The sequence below is a fragment of the Candidatus Chlorobium masyuteum genome (genome assembly GCF_011601315.1).
Taxonomy (GTDB): domain Bacteria; phylum Bacteroidota; class Chlorobiia; order Chlorobiales; family Chlorobiaceae; genus Chlorobium; species Chlorobium masyuteum.
Genome location: NZ_JAAORA010000002.1, coordinates 574,590 through 600,474 on the forward strand (window position 1 = coordinate 574,590; position 25,885 = coordinate 600,474).

A 25,885-nucleotide genomic window follows, 5' to 3' on the forward strand; every position below is an offset into this window, starting at 1 on the left:
AGATCAGCCACCGCCGGCAAAAATCAGTATCTCAACCCGGTCACCTTCCTGCAGCAGGTGCGTTGAGCGGTTTTCGGGGCGGACGCTTCGGTCGTTTACTAATACTGCCACGTTTTTTCCGTCAGATCCTATGATTGAGAGTAGCCCGTTCAGGTCAGAACCCGACGGGAGCTGCTCTTCCTTTCCATTCAGCTCAATAGTAATCATTTGTGCCATTTCTTTCATCGTCAAATTGATATGGGGATATCGAGTGCGTTCAAAATATCCGCTTCAAGATCTGCCGCGTTTTCAAGGCCGACAGAGAGCCGAACAAGGTTGTCGGTGCATCTTCTGCGCCGCCTCTCCTCCTGGGTAAGTGCCCCGAGCGTCATTTTCGGCGGTGAGGCGATGAGCGACTCCACTCCGCCGAGGCTGTCGGCCAGAATGAAGAGCTTCAGGTTTGCGGTTAATGTTTTCACTGCCGAAAGCCCGCCTTTGAGTGCAATGGTCAGCATTCCTCCAAAGCCGCTCATCTGTCGTTTCGCAAGTTCATGCTGCGGGTGAGAGGGGAGACCGGGGTAAAAGACCCGTTCCACAGCAGGGTGCCGCTCAAGAACTCCTGCAAGGTGCAGGGCATTTGCCTCATGCTCCTTCATGCGGATTTTCAGGGTTTTCAGTCCGCGCAGGATAAGCCAGCAGTCCCAGGGAGCAGGTATCGCGCCCGCTGCTGCCTGATAGTTTTTTATGATGGTGTGCAGTGCAGGGTTAGAGGTCACCACTGCACCTCCGATCACGTCGCTGTGCCCTCCGAGGTATTTTGTGGTGCTGTGCACAACAATATCCGCTCCGAGCTCAAGCGGGCGCTGAAAGTAGGGACTGGCAAAGGTATTATCGACTGCAAGGATGATTCCCTGTTTTTTTCCAAGCTCTGCAAGGGCTGAGATGTCCGAAAGCTGGAGCAGGGGATTGGATGGGGTTTCAAGCCAGATAAGCTTTGTTGCCGGTGTTATGCAGGCAGCATAGCTTTCGGTAGTTTCGTTTTCCGCATAGGTGGTTGATACACCCCAGGGACGAAGGAGCTGCTCAAAGATGCGGTAGGAGCCGCCATAGATATCGTTGCTCGCTACAACATGGTCACCCGGCTTGAGAACCTGGAGAGCTGCCATGGTTGCCGCAACTCCTGACGCAAAAGCCAGTCCGTATTTGCCGTTTTCAAGCAGGGCAAGGGTTGATTCAAGCGCCTTTCTTGTGGGATTGCCGATTCTTGAGTAGAAAAAATCACGGTGATGCTCAAGGTCTTCACGTTCGAATGTTGATGTCTGGTAGACAGGAACAGTTACCGAACCGGTATGGGGGTCGGGGGCCTGTCCGTCATGAATGGCTATGGTTTCAAACTGCATAATATTTGCCTTGCAATCGGTTATTCTTTGTGCCCGGATTCCGGTTTTTCCGGAGTCGCCGGGAACAAAGATAACCGTTCTTTTCCTTTTTTACCGAAAACACTTTTTAACAATTACTCGTGTGGTTATCTCTATTAATTCTCATGAGCGGTTTGAGTACAAGGCGGAAGGAGCGCAGAAACCGGAATGTACTACGCAGTACATGAGGATTTCGAGCACCGCCAAACGAAGTAATCGAATCGCGGAATAAATTTATAGAGATAACCCTCATCGGCGCTGTATATGATTGATGACCTCCGCCAGCCGGTCGATCTCCTCTTTGGTGTTGTAGAATGCAAGTGAGGGGCGTATGGTGCCCTCCACTCCGAAGCGTCGCAGTGAGGGCTGTGTGCAGTGATGGCCGGTGCGTACGGCAATGCCCTCCTGGTCAAGCAGCTTTCCGACCTCTTCATTGGGAAGATTGTTCAGTACAAAGGAGAGAACTCCGACCTTGTTGCGCGCGGTACCGATCAAACGCAGTCCGGGAATTCCCTTGAGGCGTTCGGTTCCGTATTCGGTCAGCTCATGCTCGTAGCGGGCAATGTTTTCAAGGCCGATTTTACGCACGTAGTCAAGTGCCGCTCCGAGACCGACAGCGTCACCGATTGAGGGAGTACCGGCTTCAAACTTTGCCGGCGGTTCGTTGTAGATGGTCTCTTCAAACCGTACATCCTGAATCATGTTGCCGCCGCCCTGCCATGGAGGCATGAGCTCAAGCAGCTCCCGTTTACCGTAAACAACACCAATACCGGTCGGCGCAAAAATTTTGTGGCCAGAGAAGACAAAGAAATCAGCATCGAGATCCTGCACGTTGACCGGAATATGTGCTACCGACTGGGCACCATCAATCAGCACTTTTGCGTCAAAGCGTTTGGCAAGCTGAATCATCTCCCTGACGGGCAGTATGGTTCCAAGGCCGTTTGATGCCTGGGTGAGCGAGACAAACTTTGTGCGCGGGCCGAGCAGCTTGGTATACTCTTCAAGGATAATCTCGCCCCGGTCGTTGACCGGTACAACCTTGATCCGTGCACCCCTTTCGTGAGCAACCATCTGCCAGGGAACAATATTGGCATGGTGCTCAAGGATGGAGAGCACAATCTCGTCGCCCGGCTGGAGAAACTTGCGCCCCCAAGTCTGTGCCACCAGATTGATCCCTTCGGTGGTGCCCCGTACATAGATGATTTCCGAGGTTGAAGCAGCGCCTATAAACTGTCGGATCTTTTCACGGGCCCCCTCATAGGCATCGGTTGCTCTTGCGGCAAGTGTATGAGCTCCCCGGTGAATATTGGAGTTGTCGGTAGCATAGAAATGCGCAACGGCATTGATGACGCTCAGCGGCTTTTGGGTTGTGGCTGCATTGTCAAACCATACAAGCTGTTTGCCGTGAATTTTCTGATGCAGCACAGGAAAATTCTTCCGGATGGCTGCCACATTAAACCCTTCAGGAGTATGCACCGGAGCTTTGGGTTCACGCAGAAAATAGTAGGGATCAACAAGCGAAGATTCCGGAATGCTGAATGGGAAACTGGTTGCATCCGGCAATGAAGAACCACTGTTCGGCCAGACTGGTGCCGGAGCTTTTCCTGGAAGTTCAGGCCGGGAAGCGGAGGTTGGGTTGACATTTGCCGGTATCCCTGCTTCCGGGATGTCGGGAAGAGCAGGAGAAGTAACTCCATTGGCACCGCGAAGCGACTGAAAAACCAGTGAAAGATCAGGAGTCCCCTGTTCAAATTCGAAGTTCCGGTAGAGCTTTTCGGCGTAGCATTGACCCGCTGACGGGCCTCCGGAAGTTTCCGGTACTCCGGGAAATTGCTGCTGAGGCAGGTGGTCAGCAAAAGCCTCGGGGGTAACAGCCTGCGGGTTGACTTCCGTTCGAGGAGCAACTGCCGAGGTTGGATCCTGAGCAGCGGCAAGGAGCAAATTGAAGGAGAAATCATCCTCACCCGGAAGACCGCTGTTCAGCGTGGTGAAAAACGGGGCAATACTCTCCGGGCTGGTCTCAGCAAACCCGTCAGCACTCTCCGGTTTTGGAGGAAGAGTACGGCGTATAAACTGATCGAGTCCGTATGAGCCGTTACTGTTCTCTGAGTAGTTCTGCTGGTCGGTCAGCTTGTTGGCATGGTGTCCAAGCGGTTCCTCTTTTTTTGCCGGAGCAGGGGAGAGAAAATAGAGATCATGCTCTGGAGAGGGGAGGGCATCACCTTGAAAATACGGGATTTCCGGGTATGCCGGCAGCTCCTGCAGCTGCGAATTGTCGGGGAGGTGCACAGCCCCGTGATCAGAGGCCACCCCTGTTTTATTACTGAGGATTTCTGCATGTGAAGCGGGTGCCGTAGTGATATCGGTTTCATATTTCGGAACGCTTCCGGCCTCGGGAAGATCATTGAACAGCCTGCTGGCGATCTCTGCAATGAGTGTCGGGTTGATCGCTTCACTCTCGATTCCCGGAATGTATGGTTGTTCGTATTCTCTCGGCATAAATCATTTGGTAATCCATACCGGTCAGGATTTTCAGCTCCTGACTGGTATGGTGGTTTTTCGGTTCCCTTTACTTGGTTTTGGCTGCTGTTTTGCGATGCTCGTAATCGTGATAGTAGCCGACTTCGACATTTTCAAGTACGGCAAGTGCATCATCGGTCAGCACAGCCAGTGAGGAGTAAAGGGTCAGGAGATAGGATGCGACCCCAAGCTTGTCGAGACCCATCAGTCTTGCCGAGAGGCTCGGGCTGATCTCTCCGGGAATACCGGCCTGATGCAGACCCACCACACCCTGCTCATTTTCACCGACACGAAGCAGAATGATATTTGTGGTGCCATGACCCGATTTGTTGTTTTTGTTGATTTCAAGTTTGTCGCTCGGAATAAGCGGAACACCCCGCCAGGTCAGAACCGGCGTTCCGAAAAGGTTGATAGTGGCAGGAGGAACACCGCGCCAGGTGCACTCCCGTTCGAAAGCCGCGATGGCTTTTGGATGCGCGATAAAGAAAGCCGGTTTTTTCCACACCTTTGTCAAGAGATCGTCAAGGTCATCAGGTGTCGGTGTGCCATAGCGGGTGCTGATACGCTGTCCGGGATCAACGGAGTAGAGTAGACCGAACTCGCGGTTATTGATAAACTCCCACTCCTGACGCTCCTTGATACCCTCGATCGTCAGGCGCATCTGTTGCTCTATCTGATTGTAGGGCTCATTGTAGAGGTCGGAAACCCTTGTATGAACGCGGACTACAGTCTGAATTGCCTGTAGCGAGTACTCGCGGGGCTTGTTTGTATAGTCTACATAGGTTTCAGGGATCTCGACATCTTCAGCAAAACCAGCGACAAGGTCGATATGCTTTTCACCATGCGTGTTGACGGTGGAGCGGATTTTAAGGTACTCGGCAACGGTTTTCTGGAAGGACTCCTTCAGGGAAGGGGACTGGCGGAAGAGTTTTTCAATATCGACACTCGAAAGAGAGAAAAACGAGCCGGGAGTGATGGTCCGGATGGTAACCGAAGAGGGTTTATCGGAGACCAGATCCTCGGCTCCGAAGTACTCACCCTCAGAAAGTAGTGCGATTCGCAGCTCTTCGCCATGGAGCCCCTTGCTTAATATCTCTACCTGGCCATGCGCGATGATGAAGAGTTTATGGCGGTCTTCACCTTCAAGAATGAGGGTACTGCCAAGTTCCGCCTCTTCAAGCACAAACTTTTTGGCGATCTGGCTGATGATATCATCTTCAAAGGATGCAAAGAGGGGAATGCTTTTAAGGGCTTCAGGTTTGAACGAGGCGATTCCTTCCTGAAAGTTGATACCGATCCGTTCCGGTTTCTGCAGTTCTATTTTGGTGCGGTTTACCCGGTACGTACCGGATGAGACATGCACCCACGGGAGCAGCTTCAACAGCCACCTCGGGGTGATTGACATCATCTGTGGAACGGTTTTGGTCGTGTTCGCCAGATTTCTTGCTACAGTAGTGGTTACACTGCGCTGTAAATGACTGTTCGATTCCCGTTGTGCGTTTGACATGAGTTGTATGCTGGTTTAAGAGTGTAAGAGGGTTAGTCTGACTGTTTAATACCGGGTTATGCTCAGCCTAAATGCCGCCGCCGTCCGTAAAGCTGCTTTCAACGGCTTTCTGCTGCAGTACCCTTGAGTTTGGCGGTAGACTTTTTGTCTGCCAGACATTGCCTCCGATAATGGAGTTTTTGCCGATGGTTATTCTTCCAAGGACGTTGGCATTGGAGTAGATGACGACATTGTCCTCGATAATCGGATGACGGGGAACATTCTTTGCAGGATTTCCGTCGTTGTCGAGCGTGAATTTTTTTGCCCCAAGGGTTACCCCCTGGTAGAGCCGTACATGGTTGCCGATAATGCAGGTCTCTCCGATCACGACACCGGTTCCGTGATCAATGCAGAAATATTCGCCGATATGGGCACCCGGATGTATGTCTATACCGGTTTCCGAATGAGACATTTCGGAGATGATTCTCGGAATAAGCGGTACACCGAGCGAGAGCAGTGTATGTGCTGCGCGGTAATTGATCATGGCCCGGATAGAGGGATAGCAGAAGATGATTTCACCATAGTTTTTGGCGGCAGGATCACCATCAAAGATAGCTCTGACATCAGTGCACAATTTCCTCCGTATTTCCGGCAGAATTCCGATAAACTGCTCTGCAACTCCCTCGGAATTTTCACCGGAGTCAGCAGTGTGATTGTTCTCGTGGTTGAACTGCTGAACACTTCGGATCTGCTCTGCAAGCAGCAGGTAGAGCTTTTCCACACGAACGCCAAGGATGTGGGGAAGAGAGTTCTGTCGCTGAATCGGCTCCCCGAAATAGCCGGGGAAGAGAATAGAACGGAGCAATTCAACGATCGCCTTGAGCTTTTCAATCGATGGATGCAGCCGCTCATGATCGGGCAGAAAATCACATGCAGCACCACCGGAAACGGCTAAAAGCTGTATGGTGTTCTCAATGATACTGCTGCTTTTTGTTTCCATGATTACCCATCTCCCCGAGCCGGATGCTTTTCCGGATAGTTCATTGTATTTGAAAAATTGATGTCATCGGGATCGGACGGCAGGAGGAAATCCGATCTCCTGCCGCAAATCCTTCTCTGTTGATGCCCCTGAGAGAGCAGCAAGAGATTTATGCTCATATATTGACCTGCTCTGGTTCAAACTGGTAGAGAAGGGTTGAGAGGTAGCGTTCGCCGGTATCAGGAAGGATAACGACAATCTTTTTACCCTTGTTCTCCTCACGCTGAGCAAGTTGCAGAGCCGCGTATGCCGCAGCTCCCGATGAGATACCGACAATGAGTCCTTCCGTTCTGGCCAGAACCCGTCCTGTACGCAGAGCATCCTCGTTCTTTACCTGGATGATCTCGTCAATAATACCGGTATTGAGGATGTCAGGAATAAAACCGGCACCGATACCCTGTATTTTGTGCGGTCCGGGTTTTCCTCCTGAAATGACCGGAGAGTCAAATGGCTCAACGGCAACAATTTTTACACCGGGGTTCCGCTGCTTCAGCACCTCACCGACACCGGTGATCGTGCCGCCGGTACCTACACCGCTGACAAAGATATCGACCTTGCCATCGGTGTCATTCCAGATCTCTTCGGCTGTGGTTCTGCGGTGGATATCAGGATTGGCCGGGTTCTTGAACTGCTGGGGGAGAAAGGAGTTTGTATATTCCGAGTGAAGTTCTTCAGCCTTTCTGATGGCACCGGGCATACCTTCCGGTCCTGGAGTAAGAACCAGTTCGGCTCCAAGAGCCTTGAGCAGGTTGCGTCGTTCAATACTCATGGTTTCAGGCATGGTGAGAATAAGGCGGTACCCTTTGGCCGCGGCAATGAATGCCAGTGCAATACCGGTATTACCGCTGGTCGGTTCAATGATGACGGTATCCTTGTTGAGCAGACCCTTTTTCTCGGCATCCTCGATCATGGAAAAACCGATACGGTCCTTGACACTGCCGCCGGGATTGAAGTATTCAAGTTTGGCGATGATTGAGCCAACAGCCTCATGTTCAAGTGCGAAATTACCCAGTTCAAGCAGAGGGGTGTTACCGATCAGGTCGGTCAGTTTTTTTGCAATACGTCCCATGGATGTTGATTGTTTAAGTTTTTAAGGATGGTTTAAGATCAAAAATATGCCTCGTTTTGTAAATCCCCTGTAAAGGGCATCTTTTATACCGCAAACATGGTATATGCGTATCAAATGTGGTATTCAATATTGTCAATCAATCCGGCTTTAATGGCATACATCATGAGCTCCGGACTGCTTGAAACGCTCAGTTTCCGGAAAATGTTTTTTCTGTGCGTCATGACCGTATGGAAGCTGATATGTTTTTTGACTGCTATCTCTTTTGTTGACAAGCCTGCGGCAATTAGACGGACGATTTCAATTTCTGATGTTGTCAGGAGGCTCGCATCTTCCATCGGCCCATCCTTTTTCAAAAGAATATCAAGCACGTCACCGGAATAGTATTTTTTCCCTTTTAATGCCGCTTCAATAGCATGAAAAAGCTCATCGCCATCATCCGTTTTCAGTACAATATTTTTAATGCCGCTGTCGTTCAGCTCCTTGATCTTGATGTGCGTTATTGCGTTGGTCAATATGATTATTCCCATATCAGGGTAGTGCTTTCTTATCTCGCCGAGATCGTCGATTGAATCAAAATCGAAAAGCGTGTAATCCGTAATGACCAGCGAGATCTTCTCCTGCTGCAGATACTGCATGAGACCGGCCTTGGTTGAAACAAGGTGTACCACCTGGTAAAGCGGAGAGAGAATTGACTTGAGTGCTTCGTTCGTTAAAAACTGGGTATCAGCAACTACAAGAGAGATATTTCTTTTATGATTGTTCATGGTCAGATACCTGCCCCGTTTTCAAAAACCTCTTCTATCATTGCAAGAGCTCTGCTTCCGTTCCGGCCTTCAGCTGTTACCTTGAGCTTTGTTCCTGAAATTGCGCAAAGGGTGAGCATCTCAAGTAAAGATTCAGCGCTGGCTGTTTCACCATTTTTTTTCTCAAGCAAAATGGAGCACTGCTGTTCCCTGGAAATCCTGACGATTTTTGCAGCAGCCCTGAAATGGAGGCCGTGAGGAGTTTTTACTGTGAGATGCTTGTTCACCATGGTTGTGTTGTTAATAAATAGATTTATAGAGCTGCCCGGGATTTATTTCTTGATCAGCTTCGACAACCACCCCTGTTTTTGCGACTCCTCTGTGTGCAGCACTTCATCAAGAGCCTCAATCAGATCATCAGGATGTTCAAGGCCGATGGAGAGGCGGATCAGGTCGGGTGATAGACCGCTCTCAAGCTGCTGTTCTGCAGACAATTGGCTGTGTGAGGTGCTTGCCGGGTGGAGGATCAGGCTTTTGGCATCACCGACATTGGCGAGATGAGAGAAGAGCTTGATGGAGTCGATGATTTTTACAGCGGCATCATATCCCCCTTTAACACCAAACACCACGACACCGCCGAATCCGTTTTTAAGGTCCCGTGAGGCGAGAGGGTAGGATGGGTCGTTTTTAAGGCCGGGATAACGTACCCATGCCACTTCCGGATGCGCGGAAAGGTATTCAGCAACCTTGAGTGCATTTTCACTGTGACGGACCATTCTGACGGGCAGGGTTTCGATACCCTGAAGAAAGATCCATGAATTATCGGGTGAAATGCTTGCGCCAAGATTTCTGAGCGGAACCGTGCGCACTCTCAGGGCAAATGCTATCGGTGCCAGTGGTTCCGGAAGGTCAATGCCCCAGCGAAGTCCGTGATAGTTCTTGTCCGGTTCGGTAAAGAGCGGGTGCTTTCCTCCCTTCCAGTTGAAACGCCCGGCATCGGTAACAATACCGCCGATTCCTGTTCCGTGGCCACCAAGCCATTTGGTGAGAGAGTTTATGACAATGTCAGCTCCCAGATCAATAGTTTTGAGCAGATAGGGGGTAGTGAAGGTTGCATCGACAATCAGCGGCAGGCCGTTTCTGTGAGCCACTTCGGCAATTGCTTTAACATCGCTGTAATCAAGGACGGGATTGCCGATGGTTTCAATATAGAGTGCTCTTGTTTTTTCAGTTATCGCGCGCTCGAAATTGGCAGGGTCTTTCGGGTCGACAAATTTTACGGTAATTCCCAGTTTTGGGAGAATCGCATCGAACTGGGTGTAAGTGCCTCCGTAGAGATTGTTTGCCGATACAATCTCATCCCCGGCTTCGGCAATGGTGATGATCGTGTTGAAAATTGCTGCGGTGCCTGATGCGAGAGCTACAGATGCAGCGCCGCCTTCAAGCTGTGTAACCCGCTGTTCAAGCACATCGGTTGTCGGGTTCATCAGTCGGGTGTAGATGTTGCCCAACTCTTTCAGGGCAAAGAGGTTTGCTGCGTGCTCAGTGTTCTTGAAGAGATAGGAGCTGGTACGGTAGACAGGAACTCCTCTCGACTGGGTAGCATCAACACTCTGGCCTGCATGCAGGGCGAGTGTTTCAAAACGGTAGTTGGGTGTACTCATGGTGATTGTTTTTTATTGTTCTTTTTTTATTAATACGTTAGCCTCATTTGTTTCAACAGAATCAGTTTTTACCTTCATCAGCCCGGGATATACCGAACAGTTTGAAGCGCTGCAGGTTGAACTGATAGAATAAGTAGCAGCCGAAGCAGAACCCCCCGAGGGCTACTGCCGCAGCCACAGCAACAAATCCTGAAAGAATCCATCCTGTCAGGTCAGCACCAAGAAGGAATGCAATCTGGGCACTTCCAAGCAATATTGCCGCTATGGAGTTATTGAAGCGCATCAGTTTCGGATCTTCCGTTTTAGCGCTCTTGTTTTGTTCTGCAAAAATTCTCGATCCGATAATGAAAATCAGGCTTCCTTTCTGCCCAAACACTACAGCGCCGAGAATGATAACAAAGAGCAGTGTGGTGATAACCGGCTGCTGAGCGAGAATGGCGGTCACAATACCCGTGAGCAGCACAACCCGGTTCAGTTTCACAATTGGAAGAGGTATTCCTGTGCACACTTTTGTTGCAGCAGTGTTTGACGGGGATAAATTGGACATGGTTGTTTGTTTTTTTTCGATTGTAAAAAAGTCGGGTGACAATAAAAAAAGCCGGTACTGACAGTCAGTACCGGCTTATAATTCGAGTGTATGCACTTCATGAAATCATGTTGGGCTACCATCTCCTCCGGTAAGATCCTGTATCAGACGCTGACTGTTTTGCGCAACAGCAACAGCTTGTACAGATTATGTTGGAGGTCATTGCTTTCATGAGTTCGTCTTTTGTTGTTTGCTTATTAACGATTGTTAACCATTTTTCCGGAACTTTCCAAATAAAGCCTCATTTTTTTGTTTCCCTCTGTCAGAAAAAACAGAGGGAAACCGTAGCTTCTGTTCAGTTTACTCCCAGTATCACACTTGATGCCTTGAAGAGTGCGCAGGCATGATCACCCTCCTTGAGAGAGAGTTTTTCAGAACTGCCATGGGTGATTATTGCCGATATGACGTTGCCGTCACCGATTTCTACATCAACTTCTGTACTTACCGGACCTTCGATAAGTTTGCTGATTATGCCGGGCATGATGTTTCGAGCGCTTAATTTGGCATCGTGCAGCTCCTGGGCGATAATGATTGAGCTTGATTTTACGATGGCATAGGCGTTCATACCCTCTTTCAGGCTGAGGTTGTCAACTGCACCGTTGGTTATGATGGCTGTGATGCGGGTCTCTTCGCCGATCAGAAGCGTGACTTCAGCGTTTACTGTCCCTTTTGTGATGCTTTCAATAGTACCTGAGAAAACGTTTCTTGCACTGATTTTCATGGATATCCTTTGTAAGAATTGATAAAGATTACTTGCGTCTCCGAGACGGCTTTCAAGATTGTGGAGATACTTCCGGTGCTCTTCCTGAACAATCCGGAACTGTTCAATAACTTTTTTCCCCTCCCTTGTCAGAACGGTGCCGCCTCCGCCTTTTCCTCCTGTTACACGGTCAACAAGGGGCTTTTCAGCGAGGTTGTTCACCAAATTGACCAGATGCCATGCGGTTTTATAGCTGATCCCGACGGCTTTGGCTGCACTGTTGATAGAGCCAAGTTCATCGATTTTTTCAAGCAGGGCAATTCTCTCTCCGCCAAGATATTTGTTCTCGGCTTTCTGAAACCAGATTGACCCTTCAAGGCCGATTGCATCTCTTCTGCTTTTCACAATCCTTCTCCCGCATTGGTTATAAACGGTTCCGTATTTGGTTTCTGGCGCACACACTCGAACCGGAATATAAGTTTTCCGGGTAATCTGCTATTACGATTTTACTCTACACGTATTCGATTATAGCGCAACCAATGCCTCTTCGGAGAACGACTCCTCACCCCAGACTACAAAAAAACGTCGCCATCGTCGAAAGCGAAAAAGTCACCATCATTGCCACTTGATTTATCATCGAATACCTCTTTGACGCACACAATCCGCCATTATGAGCACAAAAACAGGTGATTCTATGGCTGATCTGCTTGTACTTGCCGTATTTCAGCGATATCTTTGTGATAAATATAAATGCAAACGGGCGCTACCGGCCCGAACTGTTGAAGGATGGAGCAGAGCTGAAATTAGCAGGTATTGCAGTTCTTTTACAGAGAGGAATTCTCTGCTTTTTCATTTTTAGGCCGATCAGTCTAAGCAATGTTGATACAAAGCCGATCAGCAACACCATATTGTCGAGAAGGGAGCGAAAATGGACGAAAAGTTTCTATCAAAGATAAAGGGTTTCAAAAGAACTTTCGTGATTCACTCCAATGCAAACCCTTATGCTTCTGCTGCTTTAGCGGGGAATATTGCTGCTCGTAGTCAAGAAGAGGGTTTGTATTTTCGCTTTTCAGACAATTTCATTCCAATGGTTAATGACGTTGCCAGCGAGGAGTTCGACGCAAATGCTGCTCCCGACCAGATCGATGCGGATTTCAAGAATGATTGGGTCGGAAACCTACGAACTACCGGACTTCCAGCCTGTGGTCTCAAATACAAGGACATACGCTCGCCTGAAGAGAACACCATGCGTTATCTTAATGCGTATAGACGCATTCCGGAAATGAAGCCCAGGATCGTTCATGAGTCGCGGGAACTTTCGGTACCAAATGAATATAGTCTGGACTATGTAAAACTTGTGGCTCTCATCAAGGCCGGTGGCGATCTCAAACCATATCTTAGCCGTGACATTCTCAAAAAGAAGCACCCTGATAATAATGACGCCTTGCTCAACTCTTGGGGGATACAACATCTGCACTTCCGCAAAAAGGGATCAGATCCACTATTATTCTGCGTAGTAGCAGAATCAGATGTGTTCGTTATCCAGACGTTGCCTCATAACGAGGAATATCTATGGGTAAATACTCAGCTTGTTGAGATTTTGCACAGGAATTGGCCAAAGCTGATTCTTCGTGCAAAACATAATGGCCTTTGTGCAGAAGCTATTTCGGCAGACAAACGTTACACTCTTCGTAGCTATAATGCAAACTTTCCGGTTACTGTTTCTGATGGAACTGTTTATTTTCCACTTGCAGGGGGCACAATGGCGTCTGGTGACTCTATGGAGGATAGGATAAACTGCGTAAGATTTTTGCAGAACTTGAACATTATCAAAATATAGTGGTGCAGAATGCAATCGCTATTCGGACTGCACTCAATATACCTGCTTCACAAAAGCTGGTAGTTCGGATGGCTTTCGATAACCGTGTCTGTTGCCTTTATGAACCGACGAGAGCAACACGAATTGCTGGTTTTGTACCTACTGCTGACGAAGGAAGCCCAACTAAAAACAATCATTAACGGTTATATTCTTGTACAAAATTGCCAACCAGCCGCTTACTGAAAAATAGGACAGCAAGTTTAGTTGGAAGAAAACCTGTACTGCGTGGCATTTGTAGACCGGGGCGATGTGCGAAGGGTCATAAGCCTGCGCCGCGCCAATCGTCGCGAGGTAAAACACTATGTCGAAAATCTCTAAGCGTTCAACTATCCTCATGCCCACTGCGGAAGAGGACAAGGTCATTACTGCGGCAGCTAAAAGTGATCCTGACGCGCAGCCACTCACGTCAAAGCAACTGAAGGCGATGGTGCCAATCCGCGCCCTGCGTGGTCGTCCGAGGTCTGAAAACAGGAAGCTGCTTGTGTCGGTGCGTTATAGCCCCGAGGTCATCGCATACTTCAAGTCAACCGGTGAAGGTTGGCAATCGAGAATGGATGGTGTGCTTCGTAAGTACGTAACGCGCCATTCCCGTAGCGGGTGAAATGTGACCGAACCCTACGGTCAACCGGAAGCACTCAACATTGAGGTATAAGACCCCTGTCGAGCTACCATGCCTTAAATAACAACTAATAACTTTGGCTTCTTAGGGTGGCCATATTTTTTTGTTGCAATTTCAGACAACCAACTTCGCGAGCAGGCTCGCGTGAACGTCTGCTGTAAATCCGTAGCGACGTTATGTATTTTGGGAAAGTAACAGGGGGCGGACCGCGAATATCCTTGAGGGTTTATAATGAGCAGAAAATACAGCTTTAAACCAGCTTCACAACAAGAGCTATCGTTATATTGTTTTGTTGGCGAGGCAGTATGTGCAGTACAGCATGTGGAAGATGCCCTTAGTCATTCGATTGTGTTAAAAAAGGCAAAACCACGGTTAAAGTCAGAAGCTGACAAACTTTTAGAGAAACACCGATCATTTACTCTTGGCAAAGCAATCAAGATTGCCGAACGAGCAAGTTTATATCCTGAGTCGCTACAGAAAGAACTTAAAGAATTTTTGTCAGAGAGAAATTGGCTTATTCATAAAAGTATTGCGCAAGGTCGAGATGAATGGGATTTGAATATTTCCAGAGAAAAAATGATTAGTAGAATAAAAGCTATCTCAATACAATCACAGAAGCTTTTACAGTTGATCGAAGAGGATTTGATTGGGTTTTCAGAAGCTAACGGTGTTGATATGTCTCGGGTAAAAGCTGAAATAAATAGGCATTATTTCGAATAATGGGGGTACCGGCTACGAACTATGAGTATCCGGTTATTCCGTTATCAGGCATAGAGAAACTAAAAACGATAAAACACATAACAAGGCACTCGTTCGGACTTAAACTTCACTGCGTTTCGTTTGCCCCTTTCATCTTAAGCATTATGACAATACCGTCACAGCTTATTCGAATACATTCTTGCAAGTTCAGAATCCTGAACTCTTCACTTCAACGGCTCAGGGATAAAGTGCTCTGAAACTGCTGCCGGAAATGAAAAAAGGACAGTTTCAGACGGGATATATCGCAACACCGATGTCAGATGGCTTGCCGAAATAAACCGATGAAAGAACAATAATATCTACCCCGCTTTTTGCATAATCGGCAGCATTACTCTTATTGATGCCGCCTGCGGCAGAAATTTTTACTGATGGAGTCTTTTTCCGGATTTCAGGAACCAGTAGTGCCAGTTCAGCCGGTGATATCTTGTCTGTCTGCACGACATCAACACCCGCCATGGCGGCCTTCAGTGCATCTTCAGCACTTTCTGCTTCAACAATGATTTTATGTTCCGGAGCCCTTGCCTTCAGTGCGGTAATCGAACCAAGAAATCGTTCAACACCCCCAAGAAATTCGGTATGCTGGCGGAATACAAGGATGGACTCTGAAAGGCCAAGCCGGTGTGGAAGTGCTCCTCCAGCCATGATAGCCTTCAGTGCGACTTTTTTTGTTCCGGGAAAAGATTTCCGGGTTGTCACAACCGCGATGTGTGGATTGATTTCCTTGACAAGGGAAACTATCTCCGCTGTTCTGGTAGCAATGCCCGACGCGTACTCAAGGAGGTTAAGGGCTACCTTCCATCCGCCATGAAGCGCTTCAGCACTTCCGCTTGCAGAGAGTATTGTGACTCCCGCTGAAACTGAACTTCCGCTTTTTATGCATGATTTCACTGAAGCGCCGCATCGCTCAAGTACCCGGGCAGCCTCTTCGGTACAGCATAGTACGGTGTTCTCACGGCTTGAAAAGATTATCTCACCTGGTAGAGAGCCGATGCCGAGGAGTGACGTTGTCAGATCACCATACGGGAGATCCTCTTCGATAAAGCGCTCAATTTCAGACTCTGCTATGTGATATAACATCATTTTTCCAGGTTCAGTTACGTTCAGATTGTGATGATGATTCAGCCAAGCCTTCTGAATGAAGAGGCCTTGATAGCGGCAAAGAGGGTGGAACCGGTTGTAATATCCAGTTCGTCCGCTGCCGGGCGGACAATTTCCGCTACAAGTTTTTCTCCATCGGCAGAGAGCACAACACCGACTCTTCCGTCGGAATTGAACATCTCTGTGACCAGGCACTCCAGAAGGTTTCGTGCACTGATTGCTTCGGGATGGTTTTTAAAAAGAATAATTTCGCGGGAAGAGAGTTCGAAAAGTGATTCTTTGCTGAGTTCTCCATCCGAGATGCAGAGGGTGTTTTTCCCCCATCGGTATGAAAACAGGCAGCTTTGTATAACCGGATTTGCCAGATGGAGGAGGTTGAGGTAGCCATTCGGGCTGTGAGCCATACTGTTTCGGGCCAGCCGCTCAGGAGTTGTTGTTTCCGTGATTTGTCCGCTGGTAACGGCCAGAACCTGGTCGGTCATCAGTTGCATCTCTGTCAGTGAGTGCGAAATAAAGAGATAGGGAATTCCGAACTCTTCACTTGCACTTCTCAGGTAGGGAATAATCTGGAACCGCAGTTTGTCATCAAGAGCAGAGAGCGGCTCATCCATAAGCAGAAGGCGCGGGTTTGCAAGAATAGCTCTGCCGAGAGCGACACGCTGTTTTTCACCACCGGAAAGATGTTTTACTCCGCGATGCAGAAGCGGTTCGAGGTTAAGAAGATTGATCAGGCCTTCCGGTCTGACTCTTCTGTTTTCAGCACTACACCGTTTATAGCCATACAGAAGGTTTGCTTTGACACTCAGGTGAGGAAAGAGCATAGCGTGTTGAAAAACAATGGCAATGCGCCGATTTTCAGGGGAGATATCGATTTTTTGTTTGCTGCTGAAGAGGCATTCATCATCAATAAATATCTCGCCTTTGTCCGGTTTCAGTAATCCGGAAACAAGATTGACTATTGTGGATTTACCGCTGCCCGACTCTCCGAAAATTCCGATCCGCTCTCCTGAAACATCGGCCTGCATTTGAAGGGAAAATGCGCCCATTTTTTTTTCAGCATCAATTCGCACTCTCATAATTCGGTACTCCTCTGTAGCTGTTTTCCCAGCATTTCATGCAGAGAGAGAACCACTACTGAAATAATGACCGAAACCAGGCATAGTGAGAGAGCCATTGCTGTGCCTGAAGGGGAACTGGCGTAGTCATAAATTGCCAGAGGAATTGTTTGTGTCACTCCCGGAATATTGCCGGCAACGATGATTGTCGCTCCAAACTCGCCGAGACTTCTTGCAAACATCAGGGAGGCGCCGGCGAAAATGCCTTTCATGGATAGCGGCAAAATAATGGTTAACAGGCTGTCATACCATGATGCCCCAAGGCTTCGAGATGCTTCAATCAGTTTCCGGTCGATCGACTCCATGCCAAGGCGAATTGATCGCACAAGCAGGGGGAATCCGACGACGGCAGAAGCTATAACAGCGGCTTTCCAGGTGAAGATCAACTCCACTCCCCATTCAGCAAGCAGTTTACCTGCCCAGCCGTTTTTGCCGAAGAGCAAAAGGAGAAAATAGCCAATAACAACCGGAGGCAGGGTGAGCGGGAGGTTGACAAGAACTTCCACAACAACCTTTCCCCGAAGTGATTTGAATACCAGCAGCCATGCGACGGCAAAACCAAAAGGCAAAGAGAGTGCTGTCGCTGTAAGCGCTACTTTCAGCGACAGCCAGATGGCAGTTATATCTTCCGGTGTCAGCTGCGTCATGGTAAAATTCATACAGTTTTTCTGCGATCACTCAGAGGTGCAACAGAATTATTTCAGGATAAAACCGAATTTGGTGAGAACCGCTTTGGCTTCCTTGCCCTGAAGATAAGCAATGAATGCTTTTGCCTCCTTGTTTTGTGCGGCTTTATTGGTCAGCGCCATCGGATAAACAACACGGGGATAGAGCTCCTGGGGTACCGTAAAGAGCAGTCTCGCTTTTTTTGCCAGCAGTGCATCAGTTTTATAGACAAAAGCGCCATCAACTTCACCGAGTTCGGCATACATAAGGCACTCGCGGACATCTTTGGCCATGACGAGCTTGTTGGTGAGCTTCGAGAAAACTCCGGCTTTTGTCATGGCAGCCATGGCGTACTCGCCAGCCGGAACGCTCTTCGGGCTTCCGATAGCGATTTTTTCGAGTTTTACGAGATCCTTCATTGATGTTACTTTTTTACCGGTTGAACCGGCAAAAACAAGCGAGTTACAGGTAAAGGTCTTTATGCTTTTACTGTCGACAAGCTTTTTGTTGTTCAGATAATCTACCCATTCGGTGTTGGCTGCAATAAAGATGTCGGCCGGTCCGCCATTTTCAATCTGTCCGGCCAGTGTTCCTGATGGTCCGAAATTTTTCAGAAACAGAGTACCCGGATGTTTAGCGGTATAGCTTGCGGTCAATTCACTGATGACCTCTTTAAGGCTTGCGGCAACCGAGAGGTTCAGCTCCCCGGCCATTGCCGGCAAGCTCATCACAAGCATGGTGAATATCAGTATGGTGATCTTTTTCATGGCATGAATCGTTGTTGTTTTCGCTATGTATCAAGGAATATAACGATGTTTAAAAAAAGGGGAGTGCTATCTGTTAGGGTTACAACAGATAGCACAATCAAAAAAAATATCAGTTGATCAGGTGATCTTCGCAAGCTTCACCCTCTTCAAGTGCGTCAAGAATGTCGTCGATTTTACCTTCACTGTCAATTTCGCCGTACCAGAAGTTTTCCGGATAAACGACAAGCACCGGGCCTTTTTCACAGAGGTTGAGGCACCCTGTTGCCGAGACGGCAACGTCGCTCATGCCGCGGTCGGCGAGCTCGCTTTCAATGTAGGGGATAAGGCTGAGCGACTCTTTTTTGTGGCAGATACCCTGGGGAGTGCCCTGTGCACGGAAGCTTGCGCAGACAAGAATGTGATGTTTTGGTTTGTCCATGATGTTTTTTTGTTTGGTTGTTTTTTCAGATCGTTTGATATTACCCGCACCCGCCGCCTGTTCCGCTGCAGCTTGAACCGCAGGCGTGGATCTGGCTGCTTTTCATGAGATGTTTCAGGTCCTGGCCGCCAAAGACGCCGTAGACCGCCTCTTCAATGATCCCTTCGAGTACCATCACCTCTATGCCATGCTCGTTGAGTACCTTGGTCGGTGAACCACCAGCTCCATTGACGAGCAGTGCACGGCAGTCTTTGAGAATTCCGGCCAGTTCCTCCCACCGTTGCTGGCCGCCTCCGGTTGGGGGCGCTGTTCTTGAGTCAACCAGCACACACTCATTTTTGTCATAATCCATAGCGTATATCAGAAAGCGGTCGGCTTCACCAAGGTGCTGGTTGATCAGCACACCCTCCAGAGAGCTGACGGCAACAAAGGGCCGAACGTCCGTCGGGATTTTTGGAAGTGCTGCGGCTTCAGCCAGTTTCTGCATCATCTCTTCGCTGTTGATCTCTCCGATTATGCCGACTGCATCGGCGCGGCAGCGGGCGCAGTGTTTCATCTGCGGCAGATATTCGCTTGTGGCTTTCTGGATTTCAGCAACCATGTCGAGAGATGGTTCCGGAATGTTTTCAAACACCGTCTCGGTTGTGCTGTAGTAAGGCATACAGTTCAGAATATCGGCACCAAGTTCAGCCACTTTCCGGGCAACTTCGATCACATGGGTATCGTTGATGCCGGGAATGATGATCGAGTTTACTTTTGCCGTTACACCGGCTTCCTTGAGCCGTTTGAGGGCCTCAAGCTGGTTGCCGATAAGCAATCTTGCGGCATCAATGTCGCGGTACATCTTCTTGTTATGGCGCACCCATGCATAGATTTCCGATCCGATCTCAGGATCGATTGCATTGATGGTGATGGTGACATGGCTGACCTGAAGCTCGGCAAGTTCATCAATGTAAGGGAGCAGGTCAAGACCGTTGGTTGCCACACAGAGCAGCATCTCGGGATATTTTGCCCTTACCAGCCGAAGGGTTTCCATGGTCTCGGTCGGGTTGGCGAACGGATCACCGGGACCGGCAATACCGACGACGGCAATGTTCGGAGAGAGGATCATTGCCTGATCCAGATAGTGCATGGCCTGCTGGGGCGAGAGAATTTTACTCGTGACGCCCGGGCGGTTTTCATTCATGCAATCAAATTTACGATTGCAGTAGTTGCACTGGATATTGCATTTCGGCGCAATAGGGAGGTGGATACGCCCGAACTTGTGGCGCGATGCATCGTTGAAACAGGGGTGATTTGCGATTTTAAGTGTCATGGTTTCCTCCCTTTTACATATAAGTATAGCCTATTGATGAAGCATTCTGCCGCTGTTCGATAACGGTGTTGACAATCCGGTCAAAGAGCTCCTGGGTTCCTCTGTAGCCGATGTGATGCGCTCTCTGTCCGCCAAATCGATCATGAATCGGGAAGCCGATTCTGAGCAGCGGGATATTGTTTTTGCGTGACATGGTATAGCCTTTGCTGTTGCCGATCAGAAAATCCGGTTTCAGCACTTTAGCCTCATCCTCTATATCCATAAAGTCGACCCCTTCACGCACCTTGATACCCTGTTCCTCCAGGTCGGGAATCAGTTCGATGAGCCGCTGTTTGAGCTGCCCGCTTTTTCCTCCCGAGGCGCAGAGCAGAGGCGTCATGCCGATTTCGCGAAGAAATGCGGTCATGGCTACAACAAGATCCTCCTCTCCGTAGAGGATTACTTTTTTCTCAAAGACATATTTGTGCCCATCGGCATAGGCGTCAACCAGACGGCGGCGCTCATCCTCATATTTTTCCGGCCGGGGTTGCTCTGTCAGGGTTTCGAGCAGATCGAAAAACTTGTCGCTCTCCTTGATGCCGATCGGCAGAGAGAGCTTGTGGCGTGGTACGCCAAAAGCCCCTTCAAGATACCCGGCCGCCGATTTTGAATCAGCAAGCGTTGAGGTGAACTCAATGCTTGCTGTTGCTTTTCCGGCATTTGCTATAGCGCTTGCCGGAGTTCCTCCCGGCGGAATACGGTGGTACTCACCCCAGGGGCCGCCATCCATTGTCTGTGAATAGTCCGGCAGGAGCATGCAGGGGAGCCTGAAATCAGTGAAGATCTCCTTGAGGTAGCGCAGATCTGCCGGCGAAACCATGTTCGGGAACATATTGACAAGGTTCTGCCGCTCTCCCTTCTCTGCCAATGTCTCGACGGTAGCCCTTACCGCAGCATGGAACCCGTCGATATGACTGCCCTGATAGCTTGGTGTTGAAGCATGAATCATGATCGGCATGGGGGAGCCGTTTCTGTACGTCTTTGTATACTCCCTCAGGATCATGGGCACGTCATCACCTATGGTTTCGCTCAGGCAGGTCGTTGCTATGCCGATAACTTCCGGTTTGTACTGCGCAGTGACGTTTTTCAGGCCGACCTGCAGGTTATGGCTGCCGCCGAAAACCGCGCTCTCTTCATGGAAGTTGGACGAAGCGATATCAATCGGTTCCTTGTAGTGGCTGATCAGGTAACGGCGAATGTAGGTAGCGCACCCCTGGGAGCCATGGAGGAACGGCACGCAGTTCTCTATGCCGCGGAATGCAAGGCATGCTCCGAGCGGGTTGCAGAGCTTGCAGGCATTCTGTGTTGCTGTTTTTGCGTGTTTCAACGGTTACCTCCTTTTCTTGGAGCGAACTGCCATACCGGACTCATGACCGACTGGTAGACCTCCAGTGCAAAATTGTACATACCGACAAATCCGGCGAGAGGAATTTTTCTCTCATGGTTATGATCGCAGAATCCGATGCCGAGCTTGAAGGCAATAGGACGCTCCTTGACGCCACCGATGAGCAGGTCGGCCTCTTTTTCAAGGATGAATTTCGAGAGTTCAACGGGGTTTGAGTCGTCCACGATAACCGTACCCTCATCGCACATCTCCTTGAGCCGCCGGTAATCATCTTTATTGCCAGTCTGCGATCCGGCAAGTACAACCGACATGCCGATTGAACGCAGGGCTTTGATAAGAGAGAATGTTTTAAATGCGCCGCCGACATAGATGGCTGCTTTTTTGCCGGTCAGTGCTTTTTTGAATTTCTGCAGTTCAGGGTAAAGCTTTTTTACCTCCTCACTGACGACCTGCTTTGCTGCTTCCATGATTTCCGGATGCTCCGGAAAATGGAGAGCAACATCGTAGAGCGATTTTGACATGTCTTCAATACCGAAGTAGGATACCCTGATATAGGGAATACCATATTTCTCCTCCATATCCTTGGCAAGCGAAGTCATGGAGCCGGAGCACTGCACAACATTAAGTGAAGCCCCGTGGGCACGCTTTACCGCATCAATACGACCGTCACCGGTCAGGGTGGAGACAACCTCGATACCCATTCTTTCATAATACTTTCTGATAATCCATGCCTCGCCGGCAAGGTTGAATTCACCGAGGATGTTTATGCTCTGTTTACTGATCCCTTCGGTTGATCCTGTGCCGATCAGCTTCATCAGGGCAAAGCAGGCAGCTTTGTAGCCGTCTTTTTTGGTTCCCTTGAACCCTTCGGAGTGAACCGGCAGTACAGGAATTCCTGTTTCTGCGGCAACTTTTTTGCATACCGCGTCTATATCGTCACCGATAAGGCCGACAATGCAGGTCGAATAGATAAAGGCAGCCTTCGGTTTATACTGCTCAATCAGTTCAATGAGTGATAAATAGAGTTTTTTTTCACCGCCGTAAATGACGTCCATCTCCTGCAGGTCGGTGGAAAAACTTAACCGGTGCAGTTCAGGTCCTGATGATACGGCTCCACGGATGTCCCAGGTATATGCGGCACACCCTATCGGCCCGTGAACAATATGAATGGCATCGGCCACTGGATAGAGCACGACCCTTGATCCACAGAAGACGCAGGCTCGCTGGCTTACTGACCCGGAAAGACTGGAGGTTTCGCAAGCTATATCGGAGGTCTCAATACCCCCCTTTTTTTCGAAAACCTGCTTCTCTCTTCCCTCAAGAATACCAATATGTTCCATAGCCGCTACTCCTGATAAAAATGTTGTCCTTTTCCAGGACACCTCCCGGCAAAACCGGGAGATTTATTCGTCCTATAGGTCGTTGTAGTACCTGATCTTTCTTTGGGGGCCGCTATTTGTTGTCGTGAGCGTTTTGAGTGCAAGGCGGACGGAGCGCAGAAACCGGAGTGTACACGCGAGTACATGAGGATTTCGACCACCGTCCAACGAAGCAATCAAATCGCGGAACAAATAAATAGCGGTTCCCTGTTACATCACCAGTTCAAACTTCTCCTCCAACGCATCCCTATCCTGGCGATCCAGAATCGCGGTCAGGATCTTCTCTACCAGCCTCAAGCCGCCGCTGTACCCGACACTCGGGAAGTAGCTGTGGCCGATACGGTCGAGAATCGGGAAACCGAAACGGATGAACGGCACATCTTCGTCACGGGCCATGTACTTGCCGTAGGTGTTGCCGATCAGCAAGTCAACCGGTTCATTCTTCATCCACTGATGCAAAAGGAACATGTCTGCACCAATACCATTCTTGAATTTTGTCTCCGGTGAGCGTTCATCAAGAATCTGGCGCATCTGTTTTTCAAAACGCTGCCCGGGTGTGCCGCTGACAATCTGAACCGGCTTCATATTCAGGTCGAGCAGGAACTCGGTCAGAGGAATGATCTGGTCGGGGTCGCCGAAGAGCGCAACTCTTTTCCCGTAGAGGTACTGCTCCATATCGGCAATAACATCGACAAGACGTCCCCGGTCAGCAGTGATCTCATCAGGTACCGTTACATTTCCGGCCTTGCTGAGTGCCATGATGAAGCGGTCTGTTGCTCTGAGGCCTATCGGCATGTCAAGCGTTTCAAACGGCACCTTGCACTTTTTCTCCAGGGCAATGGCCGCCGGTTCAGCGCTGATGCTTCCGAGAGCAAGCGAAGAGAGGCTGTCGCCGGTGCTCTGAAGCTCCGCAATAGTTGTGCCGCCTTTCGGGTAGAAGACATGGGTTCCGGTCTGCGGTGCATCAAGCACGTCAGAGGTGTCCGGGAAGAGCACAATGTTTACGCCGAGCTCTTTTGACAGACGCTTGATTTCGCGCATGTCCGAAGGCTCCATCCACCCGGCAATAATGTTGATCTGGTTTTTCTTGCTGCCGGTTGAAACCGCAAACTGTTCAGCTATGCCGGTTACCATGTTTGCATAACCGGTAACGTGTGAACCGATAAAGCTTGGTGTGCTGGCGAAAATGACATGCTTGCCTTCCGGGATTTTGCCGTCATCCCTTGCTTTTCTTGTGATCTGCTGCAAGTCATCACCGATAGTCTCACTCAGGCAGGTAGAGTGGACGGCAATGATATCAGGATCATAGACCGAAAAGATGGTTTCGATTGCAGCCAGCAGGTTTGCCTGGCCTCCGAACACCGATGCACCTTCGGTAAAAGAACTGGTAGCCGCCATTACAGGCTCTTTGTAGTGGCGGGTGAGGGTGCTGCGATGATAGGAGCAGCACCCCTGAGAGCCGTGGCTGTGAGGCAGACAGCCGTGAACACCGAGTGCGGCATACATCGCGCCGATCGGCTGGCAGGTTTTTGCCGGGTTGATCGTCAACCCTTCACGCTCTTTAACCTCTTTTGTCGTATGTCTTAGTAGCATAATGGAATAATCTCCGTTTTCCTGATTACTGTGTAACGTAAGTGGCTTCGAGCGCTGCACCGTTTCCGGCTTTTTCCCATGGAGCCTTGATCAGCTTCCATACCGGGTTGTTCACCATGCGATCGATATCTTTATAGAAGTTCACTGCACCCTCAAAGCCTGTATATGGTCCGCCGTAGTCGTAGCTGTGAAGCTGCTTCAACGGAACACCCATCTTCTGTACCACATACTTCTCCTTGATGCCTGCGCAGAAAATATCGGGTTTGTAGATCTCGATCAGCTTTTCAGACTCGTAGTGGCTGAGGTCATCGACTACGAGAGACTTTTTGGTCATCTGCTTCATCATGCCTTCGTAGCCATTGATCTCAAGACCCTTCTCCTTAAGCGCCGCGAGTTCCGCTTCGGTTTTTCTCGGATTGTAGAGTTCCGGATCAGGCAAAACCTTCAGCTCCTCGATATTCTTGCTGTCGGCATCGATCTTGATGTTTGGCAGCACATCCCGGCCTTCATAGTCATCACGGTGAGCAAACTCATAACCCGCAGCAACCGTTGTCATGCCAAGTTCGGTAAAGAGATCCTGGTAGTGATGGGCGCGTGAACCGCCGACAAAGAGCATCGCAGTTTTTCCTGTCGTGCGAGGCAGGATTTCATCAATGATCGCCTTTACCTTCGGCATCTCCTCGGCAATTACCGCTTCAACGCGTGCCTTCAGCTCTTCATCATCAAAGTACTCGGCAATTTTTCTCAATGACTTTGCTGACGACTCGGCACCGACAAAACTGACCTTCATCCACGGGATTCCATACTTGGTCTCCATCATGTCACCCATGTAGTTGATTGATCGGTGACACTGGATCACGTTAAGATCAGCAGTGTGAGAGTTTTCAAGCTGCTTCACCGTTGAGTTGCCGCTGAACGATGAGACCAGTGTCAGACCTGCTTTCTCGAAAATGCGCTCGATTTCAAACGCATCACCGCCAATGTTGTATTCACCCAGAAGGTTCAGTTTGAACTTGCCTTCACTCGGGGTGTTGTCGCGGCCAACCATGTGCTTGAAAACACCGTTGTTGGCGATGTGGTGGCCTGCCGACTGGCTGACGCCCCTGTACCCTTCACAACTGAAACCGAAAACGTTGCAGTCGCCGAGTTTTTCCTTCATCTCTCTCGATGCTGCATGAACGTCATCACCGATCAGACCAACCGGACAGGTCGAAAAAATAGCGATGGATTTCGGATGAAAGAGGTCGTAAGCCTCCTGGATAGCCTGTTTCAGCTTCTTTTCACCACCGAAAACAATATTCTCCTCCTGCATGTCAGTTGAAAAACAGTAGGGAATGAAGTTGGCATCCATCAATGACTCGGTTCTCGTCTGGTTACGGCGGGTCATCCATGCATAAAAACTGCACCCGATCGGGCCGTGAACGATGTTGACGATATCACGGGTAGGTCCGAGTACCACACCTTTACAACCGGCATAGGAGCAGCCGCGCTGTGTGATGATTCCCGGAACGGTACGGACGTTGGCCTGTACTTCCGGAATGATTTGAGGATCGTTAACAATAATCGACTTTGCCCGCTTTTTTGCGACCTTGGTCGGATATCTTTGTATCAGCTCCTCCCTAACCTGGGAAGGATCCGGAAAATGTGTGTTCGCCTCCATGTAACTCTCTCCTTTTACACCTGTTAAAT

24 protein-coding genes and 1 pseudogene are annotated in these 25,885 nt (G+C 49.4%); 4 read left to right on the plus strand and 21 right to left on the minus strand.

Going from position 1 to position 25,885, the window contains the following annotated elements; all coding sequences use genetic code 11:
- Window positions 1-3 precede the first annotated feature (3 nt).
- The 11 genes from thiS to G9409_RS06315 all read right to left on the minus strand — a co-directional run bounded on the left by thiS (window position 4) and on the right by G9409_RS06315 (window position 11,612).
- Entirely contained in the window at window positions 4-216 is a 213-nt protein-coding gene (gene thiS / locus G9409_RS06265; protein WP_328700117.1) for a sulfur carrier protein ThiS, read from the minus strand.
- An 11-nt stretch (window positions 217-227) separates the two neighbouring features.
- Complete coding sequence (locus tag G9409_RS06270; RefSeq protein WP_166807939.1) at window positions 228-1,379, minus strand: trans-sulfuration enzyme family protein; 1,152 nt, start codon at window positions 1,377-1,379, stop codon at window positions 228-230.
- Between the two features lie 267 nt (window positions 1,380-1,646).
- A complete protein-coding gene (locus G9409_RS06275) occupies window positions 1,647-3,896 on the minus strand; it encodes a cysteine desulfurase (RefSeq protein ID WP_166807940.1) in 2,250 nt (749 codons plus the stop codon).
- A gap of 70 nt (window positions 3,897-3,966) precedes the next feature.
- The gene (locus G9409_RS06280; protein ID WP_006365191.1) at window positions 3,967-5,424 is read right to left on the minus strand and encodes a family 2B encapsulin nanocompartment shell protein; all 1,458 of its coding nucleotides are present in this window, start codon (window positions 5,422-5,424) and stop codon (window positions 3,967-3,969) included.
- Between the two features lie 67 nt (window positions 5,425-5,491).
- Entirely contained in the window at window positions 5,492-6,403 is a 912-nt protein-coding gene (gene epsC, locus G9409_RS06285; RefSeq protein WP_166807941.1) for a serine O-acetyltransferase EpsC, read from the minus strand.
- Between the two features lie 154 nt (window positions 6,404-6,557).
- Window positions 6,558-7,511 carry a cysteine synthase A gene (gene cysK, locus G9409_RS06290; protein WP_166807942.1) on the minus strand — a complete coding sequence of 318 codons (954 nt, stop codon included), beginning with the start codon at window positions 7,509-7,511 and terminating at the stop codon, window positions 6,558-6,560.
- Window positions 7,512-7,621: 110 nt separating this feature from the next.
- Window positions 7,622-8,275, minus strand: coding sequence for a LuxR C-terminal-related transcriptional regulator (locus tag G9409_RS06295; protein WP_166807943.1), 654 nt, complete (start codon window positions 8,273-8,275; stop codon window positions 7,622-7,624).
- Between the two features lie 2 nt (window positions 8,276-8,277).
- Complete coding sequence (locus G9409_RS06300) at window positions 8,278-8,544, minus strand: HPr family phosphocarrier protein (protein WP_166807944.1); 267 nt, start codon at window positions 8,542-8,544, stop codon at window positions 8,278-8,280.
- A 42-nt stretch (window positions 8,545-8,586) separates the two neighbouring features.
- Entirely contained in the window at window positions 8,587-9,918 is a 1,332-nt protein-coding gene (locus G9409_RS06305; RefSeq protein WP_166807945.1) for an O-acetylhomoserine aminocarboxypropyltransferase/cysteine synthase family protein, read from the minus strand.
- Window positions 9,919-9,979: 61 nt separating this feature from the next.
- Window positions 9,980-10,465 (minus strand): DUF4395 domain-containing protein, encoded by a 486-nt coding sequence (locus tag G9409_RS06310; RefSeq protein ID WP_166807946.1) that lies wholly within the window; start codon window positions 10,463-10,465, stop codon window positions 9,980-9,982.
- A gap of 334 nt (window positions 10,466-10,799) precedes the next feature.
- The gene (locus tag G9409_RS06315) at window positions 10,800-11,612 is read right to left on the minus strand and encodes a TOBE domain-containing protein (RefSeq protein ID WP_166808042.1); all 813 of its coding nucleotides are present in this window, start codon (window positions 11,610-11,612) and stop codon (window positions 10,800-10,802) included.
- 520 nt (window positions 11,613-12,132) lie between these two features.
- Between G9409_RS06315 and G9409_RS06320 the strand changes: the two genes are divergently transcribed.
- From G9409_RS06320 to G9409_RS06335, 4 genes and pseudogenes are all read left to right on the plus strand, one after another.
- Window positions 12,133-13,044 carry a hypothetical protein gene (locus G9409_RS06320; RefSeq protein WP_166807947.1) on the plus strand — a complete coding sequence of 304 codons (912 nt, stop codon included), beginning with the start codon at window positions 12,133-12,135 and terminating at the stop codon, window positions 13,042-13,044.
- Between the two features lie 249 nt (window positions 13,045-13,293).
- Window positions 13,294-13,401 (plus strand): annotated as a pseudogene (locus G9409_RS11995) (BrnT family toxin); the annotation flags it as partial.
- A complete protein-coding gene (locus G9409_RS06330) occupies window positions 13,385-13,684 on the plus strand; it encodes a BrnA antitoxin family protein (RefSeq protein WP_166807948.1) in 300 nt (99 codons plus the stop codon). The pseudogene G9409_RS11995 and the gene G9409_RS06330, both read left to right, overlap by 17 nt.
- Window positions 13,685-13,933: 249 nt before the next feature.
- Window positions 13,934-14,422: a hypothetical protein gene (locus G9409_RS06335; RefSeq protein ID WP_166807949.1), complete on the plus strand. Its 489-nt coding sequence runs from the start codon at window positions 13,934-13,936 to the stop codon at window positions 14,420-14,422.
- A 267-nt stretch (window positions 14,423-14,689) separates the two neighbouring features.
- Here G9409_RS06335 and modD read toward each other — a convergent pair whose 3' ends face one another.
- From modD to nifD, 10 genes are all read right to left on the minus strand, one after another.
- Window positions 14,690-15,538, minus strand: coding sequence for a ModD protein (modD, locus tag G9409_RS06340; protein ID WP_166808043.1), 849 nt, complete (start codon window positions 15,536-15,538; stop codon window positions 14,690-14,692).
- A gap of 41 nt (window positions 15,539-15,579) precedes the next feature.
- A complete protein-coding gene (gene modC / locus G9409_RS06345; protein WP_166807950.1) occupies window positions 15,580-16,635 on the minus strand; it encodes a molybdenum ABC transporter ATP-binding protein in 1,056 nt (351 codons plus the stop codon).
- Complete coding sequence (modB, locus tag G9409_RS06350; protein ID WP_166807951.1) at window positions 16,632-17,321, minus strand: molybdate ABC transporter permease subunit; 690 nt, start codon at window positions 17,319-17,321, stop codon at window positions 16,632-16,634. Before modB ends, modC begins: the two co-directional genes overlap by 4 nt.
- Before the next feature lie 48 nt (window positions 17,322-17,369).
- Window positions 17,370-18,107 carry a molybdate ABC transporter substrate-binding protein gene (gene modA, locus G9409_RS06355; protein ID WP_166807952.1) on the minus strand — a complete coding sequence of 246 codons (738 nt, stop codon included), beginning with the start codon at window positions 18,105-18,107 and terminating at the stop codon, window positions 17,370-17,372.
- Window positions 18,108-18,216: 109 nt separating this feature from the next.
- A complete protein-coding gene (locus G9409_RS06360; RefSeq protein ID WP_166807953.1) occupies window positions 18,217-18,525 on the minus strand; it encodes a (2Fe-2S) ferredoxin domain-containing protein in 309 nt (102 codons plus the stop codon).
- Window positions 18,526-18,565: 40 nt separating this feature from the next.
- On the minus strand, window positions 18,566-19,840 hold the full coding sequence (gene nifB, locus G9409_RS06365; protein ID WP_166807954.1) for a nitrogenase cofactor biosynthesis protein NifB: 1,275 nt from the start codon (window positions 19,838-19,840) through the stop codon (window positions 18,566-18,568).
- A 13-nt stretch (window positions 19,841-19,853) separates the two neighbouring features.
- Window positions 19,854-21,206, minus strand: coding sequence for a nitrogenase component 1 (locus G9409_RS06370; RefSeq protein WP_166807955.1), 1,353 nt, complete (start codon window positions 21,204-21,206; stop codon window positions 19,854-19,856).
- Window positions 21,203-22,564 carry a nitrogenase iron-molybdenum cofactor biosynthesis protein NifE gene (gene nifE / locus G9409_RS06375; protein ID WP_166807956.1) on the minus strand — a complete coding sequence of 454 codons (1,362 nt, stop codon included), beginning with the start codon at window positions 22,562-22,564 and terminating at the stop codon, window positions 21,203-21,205. The genes G9409_RS06370 and nifE overlap by 4 nt, the downstream gene beginning before the upstream one ends.
- 249 nt (window positions 22,565-22,813) lie before the next feature.
- Window positions 22,814-24,196: a nitrogenase molybdenum-iron protein subunit beta gene (nifK, locus tag G9409_RS06380; protein WP_166807957.1), complete on the minus strand. Its 1,383-nt coding sequence runs from the start codon at window positions 24,194-24,196 to the stop codon at window positions 22,814-22,816.
- A gap of 25 nt (window positions 24,197-24,221) precedes the next feature.
- On the minus strand, window positions 24,222-25,856 hold the full coding sequence (gene nifD / locus G9409_RS06385; RefSeq protein ID WP_166807958.1) for a nitrogenase molybdenum-iron protein alpha chain: 1,635 nt from the start codon (window positions 25,854-25,856) through the stop codon (window positions 24,222-24,224).
- Between the last annotated feature and the right edge of the window lie 29 nt (window positions 25,857-25,885).